We start from the raw sequence: 11,116 nt of genomic DNA on the forward strand, positions 1-11,116 counted from the left end.
TCCGGCCGCGCACCCCGGCGGCCGAGCAAGGCCTGGAGGCCTAGGTGAATTCCGCCCGAATATCGGGACTGCCGTACCGCGTACGGCTCTTGACCGCCACCGTGACGTCCTGCCTGGCCCTCGGGCTCCTCGCCCCGATGAGCCAGGCAGCCACCCCGACCCCCTCCCCCGCCGCGACGGCGCACCGCGCCCCCGCGTCCCTCGCGCCGCAGCCCGCCGCCGATCCCGCCCCCGAGACCCGCGCGGCCGAGCGGGCGTCCGGCTCGGTACCCGCCGCCAAGCGGCCCCCGTTCCTCCCGGCGACGAGCCCGGCCGCGACCGCCGAGCTCTCCGCCACCATGGACCTGAAGGCCGACGCGACCTGCAACGTCGGCGACTTCACCTCCCGTACCGGCAGCGCCCTGGTCCAGCAGATCAAGGCGTCCGACACGAGCTGCATCAACTCCCTCTTCCTCCTCACGGGCGGCAACGCCTACTACGCCTTCCGCGAGGCGCAGATGGTGACCGTCGCCGACGCGCTGCGCGACAACGCCGTCGCGTATCCCGGCGACAACAGCACCTCGACCTACCAGCTGGTGCTCTTCCTGCGCGCCGGCTACTACGTCCAGTGGTACAACTCCTCGGACGTCGGCACCTACGGCACGAGCCTGAGGAACTCGATCCGGGGCGCGCTGGACGGCTTCTTCGGCAGCACGCGCTCGCGTGACGTCACCGCCGCCAACGCGGGCATCCTCGGCGAGTCGGTCACCCTGATCGACAGCGCCCAGGAGAACACCCGGTACATCCCGGTCGTGAAGCGCCTCCTCACCGACTACGACGCCGCCGCCTACAACGCCGTCGCCGGCATGCCGGGCGCCGTCAACAACGTCTTCACCGTGCTCTTCCGCGGCCACCAGACGAGCGACTTCGCCGCCGCCGTCCAGGCCGACCCGAGCCTGCTCGACACCCTGTACGCCTTCGTGTCCCGCAACAAGGCCCTCCTCGGTACCGGCTACGGCTACCTGCCGTACAACGGCGCCCGCGAGCTCGGCCGCTTCCTGCAGTACCCGGCCCTGCTCCCCAAGCTCAAGCCGCTCATGCGCCAGCTCGCCGACCAGAGCGCCCCGAGCGGGAGCACCGCCCACCTGTGGGCCGCCGTCGCCGAGATGGTCCAGGCCTACGACTCCGCGCACGCCGCCGACTACGGCACCGCCGACTCCGCCGCCCGGCTGCGCGCCGGCGTCCTGGCCACCAGCCACACCTGCTCCCCGTCCATCCGGGTGCTGGCCCAGCAGGTGACCGCCGACAACCTGGCCTCCGCCTGCGACAGCCTGCAGAAGCAGGACGCGTACTTCCACGCCGTGGCCCGCGACAACGGCGCCGTCGCCGACGACCTCAACACCACCATCGAGGTCGTCGTCTTCGACAGCAGCTTCGACTACCAGGTGTTCGCCGCCGCCATCTACGGCATCGACACCGACAACGGCGGCATGTACCTGGAGGGCGACCCCGCCACCGCGGGCAACCAGCCCCGGTTCCTCGCCTACGAGGACACGCGCGTGCGTCCCGACTTCCAGGTGTGGAACCTGAACCACGAGTACACGCACTACCTCGACGGCCGCTTCGACATGTACGGGGACTTCGACGCCGGTGTCTCCACCCCCACCATCTGGTGGATCGAGGGCTTCGCCGAGTACGTCTCGTACTCCTACCGGGGCCTCCCCTACGACGCGGCGATCTCCGCGGCCGGCCGGCACACCTACGCGCTGAGCACCCTCTTCGACACCACGTACCAGAACACCGACACCGAGCGCACCTACCGCTGGGGCTACCTCGCCGTGCGCTACATGCTGGAGAAGCACCGCGGCGACCTGGACGCCGTGCTCGCCAAGTACCGCACCGGTGACTGGAACGGCGCCCGCACCCTGCTGAAGACGACCATCGGCACCCGCTACGACGCCGACTTCGACGCCTGGCTGACCAGCTGCGCCGCCGGCGCCTGCGCCACCGTCCCGAACCCGGACCCGGGCCCCGGCCTGCCCGAGTGCACCGCCACCGACGTCCGCCGGCTCGACCAGAACTGCGCCCGCACCAACGTGGCGGCGACCACCGGCAACTACGCGTACCACTACCTGTACGTCCCGGCCGGCACCAAGCAGCTGACGGTCACCACCACCGGCAACAACGGAAACGCCGACCTGTACTACAACGCCTCCGGCTGGGCGACCACGAGCGCGTACACCAGCCGCTCCACCCAGGCCGGAAGCGCCGAGACCCTCACCGTGACGAACCCGCCCACCGGGTACGTCTACTTCAGCCTCCACGCCAAGGAGGGCTTCACCGGAGCGAGCATCGCGGTCCGGTACTGACCGCCGCGTCCACCGAAGACCGCCCCGCCCCGCACACCGGGGCGGGGCGGTCCCGGCCGCCTAGCGGCCCACTTCCTTCGTCACCAGCGCCACCGCCTCCTCCACGTCGTCCGTGACGTGGAAGAGGAGGAGGTCGCGTTCGCTCGCCTTGCCGCCCGCGACGACCGAGTCGCGGAGCCAGTCGACCAGGCCCTTCCAGTACTCCGTGCCGAAGAGGACGATCGGGAAGCGGGTGACCTTGCGGGTCTGGACCAGGGTGAGCGCCTCGAAGAGCTCGTCGAGGGTGCCGAGGCCGCCGGGCAGGACGACGAAGCCCTGCGCGTACTTCACGAACATCGTCTTGCGGACGAAGAAGTAGCGGAAGTTCACGCCGATGTCGACGTGCGGGTTGAGCCCCTGCTCGAAGGGCAGCTCGATGCCGAGCCCCACCGAGACGCCCTTGGCCTCCCTGGCCCCCTTGTTGGCCGCCTCCATGGCGCCCGGGCCGCCGCCCGTGATGACCGCGAAGCCGGCCTCGACGAGCGCCCGGCCGATCCGTACGCCCGCCTCGTACTCGGGCGACTCCGGCTTCGTGCGGGCCGAGCCGAAGACGCTGATCGCGCTCGGCAGTTCGGCGAGGGCGCCGAAGCCCTCGACGAACTCGGACTGGATGCGCATGACCCGCCAGGGGTCGGTGTGCACCCACTCCGAGTCGCCCTCGGTGTCGAGCAGCCGCTGGTCCGTGGTGCCCGGCTGGACCTGGTCCCTGCGCCTGAGCACCGGTCCGAGCCGCTGCTCCTCCGGCTTCGTCTCCCCCTCAGGGATACCCATGGCCTGCTCCCTCCGTCGAACCGACGATCTTCTGGTGGGGTCAGCGTAGGACCAAAGAGGTGACGAAATGCGAAATTACGGGAGACGGGCGGTCAGCCAGTCGCGGAGCCGCGCCTCGCAGTGGTGGATCTTGTCGACGTGGATGTGCTCGTCGCGCTTGTGCGCGTACAGGGCGTCACCGGGGCCGTAGTTCACGGCGGGCACGCCGAGGGCGCTGAAGCGGGCGACGTCGGTCCAGCCGAACTTGGGCTGCGCGCTGCCGCCGACGGCCTTCATGAAGGCCTCGGCCGCGGGGTGGGAGAGGCCGGGCAGGGCGCCCGGGCTCTCGTCGTCGACGACGAACTCGGCGATGTCGATGCCGTCGAAGAACTCGCGGACGTACGCGAGGGCCTCGGCCGGGGAGCGGTCGGGGGCGTACCGGTAGTTGACGGTGACGGCGCAGGCGTCGGGGATGACGTTGGTGGCGACGCCGCCCTCGATCCGGACGGCGTTGAGGCCCTCGTGGTACTGGAGGCCGTCGATGATCGGCTTGCGCGGCTGGTAGGCGGCGAGGCGGTCGAGGATCGGGGCGGCGGCGTGGATGGCGTTGGAGCCCATCCACGCGCGCGCGGAGTGGGCGCGTTCACCGGCGGTGTGCAGGATGACGCGCAGGGTGCCCTGGCAGCCGCCCTCGACCTGGCCGTCGGAGGGTTCGAGGAGGACGGCGAAGTCGCCCTCCAGCCAGTCGGGGTGCGCGGCGGCGACCTTGCCGAGGCCGTTGAGGTCGGCGGCGACCTCCTCGTTGTCGTAGAAGACGAAGGTGAGGTCGCGGTTGGGCTCGGGGACGGTGGCGGCGATGCGGAGCTGGACGGCGACCCCGGACTTCATGTCGGAGGTGCCGCAGCCCCAGAGGATGCCGTCCTCGTCGAGCCGCGAGGGCACGTTGTCGGCGATCGGCACGGTGTCGATGTGGCCGGCGAGGACGACGCGCTCGTGGCGGCCGAGGTTCGTCCGGGCGACGACGTTGTTGCCGTACCGGTCGACGGTGAGGTGCGGCAGGAGGCGCAGGGCCCCCTCGATCGCGTCCGCGAGCGGCTGCTCGGTCCCGCTGACGGAGGGGAAGTCGACGAGGGCGGCGGTGAGCGCGGCCCCGTCCAGGGAGAGGTCGAGGATGCCGTCGAGCGGGGTGATGTCAGCCATGTGCCGACCCTAACGCGGCCTCCAGTACGGTGGGCCCCGTGTCCGAGCCCACCCGCCCCCGCCGTCGCGGCCGCCTCGCCCGTACGGCGGCCGCCTTCGCCGCGCTCCTCGGCCTCGCCTCGTACGTGGCCGTCCACCAGCTGACGGGGAGCACGGGGACGCCCCGGTGCAGTGTGGGCAGTGGGGACAACCGCTACGAGTTCACTCCGGAGCAGGCGTCCAACGCGGCGATGATCGCGGCGGTGGGGACGACGCGGGGGCTGCCGGAGCGGGCGGTGACGATCGCGCTCGCGACGGCGCTGCAGGAGTCCGCCCTGCGGAACATCGAGCACGGCGACCGGGACTCGCTGGGGCTCTTCCAGCAGCGGCCCTCGCAGGGCTGGGGGACGGCGGAACAGATCATGGACCCGGTGTACGCGGCGGGGAGGTTCTACGAGGGCCTGGAGAAGGTCCCGGGGTACTCGCGGCTGCCGCTGACGGTGGCGGCGCAGAAGGTGCAGCGGAGCGGTTTCCCGCAGGCGTACGCGAAGCACGAGCCGGACGCGGCGCTGCTGTCGGCCGCGCTGACGGGCCGGTCGCCGGCGGCGCTGACGTGCACGGCGAGCACGGCGAAGGGGCGGCCGGGCGATCCGGCGCAGGTACGGCACGAGCTGGTGCGGGCCTTCGGCGAGAAGGCGGCGCCGGAGGCGGTCACGGGCGGTCCGAGCGCGGGCCGCTCGGCGTCGGAGCCGCCGGTGCTCGTGGTCCCGGTCCGGGCGGCGACGGGCGCGGGGAGCGCGCCGGGGGCCGGTTCGGACGAGCGGCGCGGCTGGGAGCTGGCGCAGTGGGCGGTGGCGTGCGCGGACACGCTGCGCATCACGGAGGTCGCGTTCGGGGACCGCGTGTGGCGCGCGGGCGAGGCCGACGGCGGCTGGTCGAAGCCCTCGGGCACACCGACGCCGGACGCCGCGTCGGTACGGATGCGGCTGGCGCAGCAGTAGCGGGGCGGCGGGCGCGGGACTGGGGCGGCAGCGCGGGAGCGGCGCGGCAAACGCGGGAACGGCGCGGGAACGGGGCGGCAGGCGCGGGAGCGGCGCGCACCTGCCCGCGCGGGCTCTCCCTGTCGTCCGGCGGCACGCGCCCGCGCGGAACGCGCGGTGGCCGCCGGGGCGCCGGATTCCGGGCGCGCGGCGCGCCGCCGGGCGGGGAACCCCTCCCACACACACCGATCACCCGTACGCCCCTTCACCCGCACGTGGCACGGTCCGGGTGGAACGGGGAAGGAAATCGCGCGGCTTTCGGGCCGCGTTCCCCACACGTCACCCCTCCCCCTCGCTCCCCTTGCGGCACAAGGGGAGTGACGGTTCGGCAGCGGCCCCCGCAATGACACGTTCGTCCGTTTTCCTCCCCACCCGACAATACGACGCATTGCCAAGTCTTTACCTTCGGTCGCCGCAACCTCCCCCGCCCCGGGGCCGGTTGTCACCGCGTAATCGTCGTCTTTGCCGAAGGAGCACCATGTCCCTCTCCCTGACCCGTCGGATCGCCCGTGCCGCCCTCATCGTCGCGGCCGGAGCAGCCCCCGTGGTCGGTGCGGCCGGCTCCGCGAGCGCCCTGGAGCCGAGCCTCGCGCCGACCGGCGCCCTCGGCGGCGTGACCGCCCTGGACGCCGCCGGCGCGGGGAGCGCCGTCGACAGCGCCTCGCAGACCGCGACCGGCGTGGTCGGCGAGACCGGCAGCAAGGCCGTCGGGACGGCCGTCCCGGCCGCCGGCAAGACCATCGGCACCGCCGGCAAGACCGCCACCCCCGCCGTGCAGGACGTCGCCGGCAAGACGGCCGGCAGCACCGGCGACGTCGTCGGCCGGACCGCCGGCGCCGCCGCCGAGAGCACCGAGGCCCCCACCGGCGGCGCCCTCGGCGGCGGCCTGGGCGGCCTGCCGACCGGCCAGACCCTGGGCGGCCTGCCGATCGGCTGAGCCCGCGCCAGAACGCACGGAGGGCCCGGGGAGCACCTGCTCCCCGGGCCCTCCGGCGCGTCACCCTCAGCCCAGGCGCTTGACCGCGGCCTCGACCCGCTCGTCCGTCGCCGTGAACGCCACCCGCACGAACCTCTCCCCGGCCTCGCCGTAGAAGTCGCCGGGCGCCACCAGGATGCCCTTCTCCGCCAGGTACGCCACCGTGTCCCAGCACGGCTCGTCCCGGGTCGCCCACAGGTACAGGCTGGCCTCGCTGTGCTCGATCCGGAAGCCGTGCGCCTCCAGGGCCGCCCGCAGCGCCGCCCGGCGGGCCGCGTACCGCTCCCGCTGCTCGGCCACGTGCGCGTCGTCGCCGAGCGCCGCGACCGTCGCCGCCTGCACCGGGGCGGCGGTCATCATGCCGCCGTGCTTGCGGATCTGGAGCAGCTCGCCCAGGACCGCCGCGTCGCCCGCGATGAACGCGGCCCGGTAGCCGGCCAGGTTGGAGCGCTTGGACAGCGAGTGGACCGCGACGATCCCCTCGTACGAACCGCCGCAGACGTCCGGGTGCAGGACCGAGACCGGGTCGGCCTCCCAGCCCAGCTCCAGGTAGCACTCGTCGGAGAAGACGAGGACGCCGTGCTCGCGCGCCCAGGCGACGATCCGGGTCAGCTCGTCCTTGGCGAGGACCTTGCCGGTCGGGTTGGACGGGGAGTTGAGCCAGAGCAGCTTCACCGCGGCCGGGTCGAGGTCGGCGACCGGGTCGTCGTAGACGACGGGCGTCGCGCCGCAGAGCCGCGCCCCCACCTCGTACGTCGGGTACGCGAGCCGCGGGTAGGCGACGACGTCGCCCGCGCCGAGCCCGAGCTGCGTCGGCAGCCAGGCCACGAGCTCCTTGGAGCCGACGACCGGGAGCACGTTCTCATGGGCGAAGTCCACGGCGCCCAGGCGCCGCTCGCACCAGCCGGTGAGCGCGTCCCGCAGTTCCTTCGTGCCCCACACCGTGGGATAGCCCGGCGAGTCCGCGGCCGCGACCAGGGCCTCCTGGATCAGCGCGGGGACCGGGTCCACGGGCGTGCCGACGGACAGGTCGACGATTCCGTCCGGGTGCGTCAGGGCCGTCTTCTTGTACGGCTCCAGCTTGTCCCAGGGGAAGACGGGCAGGCGCGAAGAGACTGCGCTCACGGGTTGGCTCACTTCCTCGTACGTACGGAAAACGCTTCGGTCCCGTACAGCGGCGAGGCCGTACGGGACCGAGGGCGAACAATCAGCCGTTCTGCGGCGGCAGGGCGGCGATGAACGGGTGGTCCCGCTCGATCTCGCCGAGCTTGGAGGCACCACCGGGCGAACCGAGCTCGTCGAAGAACTCGACGTTCGCCTTGTAGTAGTCCTTCCACTCCTCCGGGGTGTCGTCCTCGTAGAAGATCGCCTCTACCGGACAGACCGGCTCACAGGCCCCGCAGTCGACGCACTCGTCCGGGTGGATGTACAAGGACCTCTTGCCCTCGTAGATGCAGTCGACGGGGCACTCCTCGATGCACGCCTTGTCCTTGACGTCGACACAAGGCTGCGCGATGACGTAGGTCACGCTGTCGTTCCTCCTCGATAGGGCTGGTCTGCGCGGGAGCGCGGCGTCGTCGATGCCCGCACCTAGTATCTCCGTTCTTGGGGGCGATCCGAACAGGAGGGGCGGAGAAGCTGTGGAAATCACCGGCGGAGGGCGCCTTGAAGTGCGAATTACCGGCGCTGACGTGGGAAAACGTGTCTCCGTTCGGTACGTGACGGACTCGGCGGAACCGGGCGGGAAATTCACCGACGCGGTCGGAGTTCTCACATCATGGGATGCCGGTGTGCTGCTGATCACACGAAAGAGCGGCGAGACCGTCCGGATCGCGGAATCTTCGCTCGCCGCGGGCAAGGTCGTGCCCGGCGCGCCGGCCCGCCGCCGCGGCCCCTCGGCCACCTTCGCGGAGCTCGCCCGCGCCACCGCGCGCGCGTGGCAGCCGGTCGAGAGCGAGCCCCTGGGCGAGTGGACCCTGCGCGCGGCCGACGGGTTCACCCGCCGCGCCAACTCGGCCCTCCCGCTCGGTGATCCCGGACTGCCGGTCGCCGAGGCCCTGACGCACGTACGCGCGTGGTACGCGGCCCGGAAGCTCCCCGCGTACATCCAGACCGCCACCGGCGCCGAGGGCACCCAGGAGCTGCTGTGCGCCGCCCTCGACCGGCACGGCTGGCACCGCGAGGTCTCCGCCGAGGTGCGGATCGCGGCGCTCGCCCCGATCGGCGACCTGGACGCCGACGTCTCCGCCGTACGCCTCTCGCGGACGGTCGAGGAGCCGTGGCTGCGCCGCTACCAGCGCTTCCAGGAGGCCGGCCCGGCCGTCAGGTCCGTCCTCGCGTCCGGCCCGAGTGTGTGGTTCGCGTCCGTCACGGGCACGGGAGAGGTGCCGGCGGCGATCGGACGTCTTGTGGTCGACGGTCGCTGGGCCGGCTTCATGGCGGTCGAGGTCGACCCCGACCAGCGGCGCCGGGGCCTGGCGACGTCCGTCATGACGGCACTCGCCCGGCAGGCGCTCGACGAGGGCGCGTCGGCGGCCTGGCTCCAGGTGGAGGCGGACAACGACGGCGCACGGGCCCTGTACGACGGGATGGGCTTCGCGTCCCACCACCACTACCACCACTACCGATGGGCGGAGGCGTGAGGGAGGACGTACCACCACCGGAGGGACCGGACGGGCCCGGTGGGTCCGGAGGCGCGACCGAGGAGCCGGGGCGGGAGGACTGGCGGCGGGAGTTCGCCGAGGAGGCCCGGGCCGAGCGGCCCGACCTCGCCCGGCTCTGCCTGCTGATCGGCGCGGTCGCCGACCCCACCGTCACCCGGCGGGACCTGGACGAGGCCGAGATCGAACTCGACCGGCTCGCGGGCCTCGTCCCGTACGCGACCCGGATCACCGGCGACTGGGCCGCGGAGCTCGCCGCGCTCCTGGGCCGCCACGAGGGCTTCGAGGGCGTGCCCGCCGACTACCAGCGCCTGGAGTCCTCGCTCCTGCACGAGGTGCTCCGGCGCCGCCGGGGCCTGCCCATCCTGCTCTCCGTGGTCTGGATGGAGGTCGCCCGCCGGGCCGGCGCCCCCGTGTACGGGCTCGGGCTGCCCGGCCACTTCGTCGTCGGCTTCGGCGACCCGGCCGACCTGAACCTCGCCGACCCGTTCGCGGGCGGCCGGGCCATGACGGGCACGGACGCCGAACTCCTGGTGGCGAGCGCGACGGGCGAGGCCCTCGACCGCTCGATGCTCCGCCCCGCCGAGCCCGGCGCGATCGCCCTCCGGATCCTCAACAACATCCGCGCCTGGGCGGCCCCCCGCCCCGAACGCTCCGACGTGGCCCTGTGGGCGGTGGAACTCGCCCTGCTGCTCCCCTCGCACCCGGCGAGACTCCGCTACGAACGCGCCGAACTGCTCGTCCAGCGCGGGGAGTTCCTCACCGGAGCGGTGGAGATGGAGGCGTACGCCCAGGTGATGGACGCGGTGGACCCGGAGTCGGCGACGACGATCCGGCGTCGGGCGCAGGCGGCGAGGGCGCTGCTCAACTAGCGAGTGAGGGGGCGGGGCGACCGGATTCGAACCGGCGTCCTCCGAGATGCCATCGCGGCGCATTACCTCTGTGCTACGACCCCGCCCTTGCGGGAGACCTTACGGGAGGGCGGGCGAGGGGCGCGACCTCTATTCGGCGTCCCCCAGCACCCGGACCTGCGCGGTCCAGGACCGGTCGCCGCGACAGGTCATCCCGCCCTGCACGTCGATCAGGCTGTGCCGTCGGACGTCGGGCGTCGACAGCAGGAGGAGGGCTTGAGGCAGCGGGAAGGGCGGCCGACGCTTCTTCTCGCGGCGTCGCCTCACGGCTCGACTCCGCCTTCGTCGTGGTGCGGCGGGATCGCCCAGCGGAGGACTGTGGAGCCAGCGCAGGGGGCGAGGGCGACCGGGTAGACCTTGTTCCAGGGGCGCTCGCCGTCGTGACGGATGGAGTGGTCGCCGGGGTCCCAGTCGAGGCCGAGGACCTGGCAACCGGCGATGTCGAGGACCGCGGCGAGGAGGGGGCGGTGACGGAACCGAGTATGCGAGTCATGGCCCTGATTGAAGCGGACCACCGGGTGGGCCGGGTTCGTGGGCTTCTGGTGCGGCCGCCCTCTTTCCGAGTGTGGCGTCCTCCACCACCGCGTCAAGGGCGCTCCTTCGTCGCGTCACTGCGCGATGGGCTTCGCCCACCCTTGACCCGGCGCCGGAGGCCGCCTTTTCACACTCGGAGGGCGGCCGGGGGCGGGGCCGCGCTCCCAGCCCGGGCAGTGTCCGGGGCGGGAGCGGCGGCCGGCGGGCCGGTGGGTGGGGGCTCGGTTCGTAGCCGGGGTGGGTGGGACCGGTTCCGTCTCGTCGGGGTGCGCGGCAGTTGAATGGGGCAGCCGGGCAGGGCTTAGCGGGTTGCGATCGCCTGCGGTCGGGCTTCAGGCCCCGCTGGTCACTGTGGGCGGGTGGTTTCCCGCAGTAACTCGAAGCGGATGGGCGATGTGCCCCTTTTAGGGTCCTGGCTGGGGGTTGTTACCGGGAGTAGTGCAGAGTTGTTCACGCCTACCACCCACCGGCAATGACCAGCGGGGCCTGAAGCCCCACCAACGCACTACCGACAGCCGCTAAGCCCTGCCCGGCCGCCCCATTCAACGACCGCGCGCCCGACGAGACGGAACCGGTCCCACCCCCCCCCGCGAACAAACCCCCCCCCCCCCCCCCCCCCCCCCCCCGCCCCCCCCCGCCCCCCCCCCCCCCCCCGCGCCCCCCCCCCCCAGACCATACC

Annotated in this window: 11 protein-coding genes and 1 tRNA gene; 5 read left to right on the forward strand and 7 right to left on the reverse strand. The window is 72.9% G+C overall.

What is annotated here, in order from left to right; translation table 11 throughout:
* Positions 1-89 precede the first annotated feature (89 nt).
* The gene (locus tag GGE06_RS20510; RefSeq protein WP_312883209.1) at positions 90-2,348 is read left to right on the forward strand and encodes a M9 family metallopeptidase; all 2,259 of its coding nucleotides are present in this window, start codon (positions 90-92) and stop codon (positions 2,346-2,348) included.
* Positions 2,349-2,408: 60 nt separating this feature from the next.
* Here GGE06_RS20510 and GGE06_RS20515 read toward each other — a convergent pair whose 3' ends face one another.
* Together GGE06_RS20515 and dapE are read right to left on the reverse strand one after the other, a co-directional pair.
* Positions 2,409-3,158 (reverse strand): LOG family protein, encoded by a 750-nt coding sequence (locus tag GGE06_RS20515; protein ID WP_116159013.1) that lies wholly within the window; start codon positions 3,156-3,158, stop codon positions 2,409-2,411.
* 75 nt (positions 3,159-3,233) lie between these two features.
* Entirely contained in the window at positions 3,234-4,337 is a 1,104-nt protein-coding gene (dapE, locus tag GGE06_RS20520) for a succinyl-diaminopimelate desuccinylase (RefSeq protein WP_116159014.1), read from the reverse strand.
* A gap of 29 nt (positions 4,338-4,366) precedes the next feature.
* Here dapE and GGE06_RS20525 point away from each other — a divergent pair, with 29 nt between their 5' ends.
* Positions 4,367-5,317 (forward strand): hypothetical protein, encoded by a 951-nt coding sequence (locus tag GGE06_RS20525; RefSeq protein WP_184931420.1) that lies wholly within the window; start codon positions 4,367-4,369, stop codon positions 5,315-5,317.
* Between the two features lie 517 nt (positions 5,318-5,834).
* Positions 5,835-6,293, forward strand: a complete 459-nt coding sequence (locus GGE06_RS20530; protein ID WP_116159016.1) for an ATP-binding protein — start codon at positions 5,835-5,837, stop codon at positions 6,291-6,293.
* 66 nt (positions 6,294-6,359) lie between these two features.
* On the opposite strand, the gene dapC is transcribed toward GGE06_RS20530, so the two are convergent.
* Both dapC and fdxA read right to left on the reverse strand, forming a co-directional pair.
* Positions 6,360-7,457, reverse strand: coding sequence for a succinyldiaminopimelate transaminase (dapC, locus tag GGE06_RS20535; RefSeq protein WP_116159017.1), 1,098 nt, complete (start codon positions 7,455-7,457; stop codon positions 6,360-6,362).
* A gap of 82 nt (positions 7,458-7,539) precedes the next feature.
* The gene (gene fdxA / locus GGE06_RS20540) at positions 7,540-7,860 is read right to left on the reverse strand and encodes a ferredoxin (protein WP_015035968.1); all 321 of its coding nucleotides are present in this window, start codon (positions 7,858-7,860) and stop codon (positions 7,540-7,542) included.
* A gap of 112 nt (positions 7,861-7,972) precedes the next feature.
* On the opposite strand from fdxA, the gene GGE06_RS20545 reads away from it, so the two are divergent.
* Together GGE06_RS20545 and GGE06_RS20550 are read left to right on the forward strand one after the other, a co-directional pair.
* A complete protein-coding gene (locus GGE06_RS20545) occupies positions 7,973-8,974 on the forward strand; it encodes a GNAT family N-acetyltransferase (RefSeq protein WP_184931421.1) in 1,002 nt (333 codons plus the stop codon).
* Positions 8,971-9,864, forward strand: coding sequence for a transglutaminase family protein (locus tag GGE06_RS20550; protein ID WP_116159019.1), 894 nt, complete (start codon positions 8,971-8,973; stop codon positions 9,862-9,864). Before GGE06_RS20545 ends, GGE06_RS20550 begins: the two co-directional genes overlap by 4 nt.
* Before the next feature lie 10 nt (positions 9,865-9,874).
* Here the strand turns inward: GGE06_RS20550 and GGE06_RS20555 are convergent.
* The 3 genes from GGE06_RS20555 to GGE06_RS20565 form a co-directional block, all read right to left on the reverse strand.
* Positions 9,875-9,949 (reverse strand) — tRNA-Ala (locus GGE06_RS20555).
* A 44-nt stretch (positions 9,950-9,993) separates the two neighbouring features.
* Positions 9,994-10,170, reverse strand: a complete 177-nt coding sequence (locus tag GGE06_RS20560; RefSeq protein ID WP_184931422.1) for a hypothetical protein — start codon at positions 10,168-10,170, stop codon at positions 9,994-9,996.
* Positions 10,167-10,418, reverse strand: a complete 252-nt coding sequence (locus GGE06_RS20565) for a hypothetical protein (protein WP_116159020.1) — start codon at positions 10,416-10,418, stop codon at positions 10,167-10,169. Before GGE06_RS20565 ends, GGE06_RS20560 begins: the two co-directional genes overlap by 4 nt.
* Between the last annotated feature and the right edge of the window lie 698 nt (positions 10,419-11,116).

Origin of the sequence: Streptomyces nymphaeiformis, assembly GCF_014203895.1 — a bacterium.
Lineage (GTDB): Bacteria > Actinomycetota > Actinomycetes > Streptomycetales > Streptomycetaceae > Streptomyces > Streptomyces nymphaeiformis.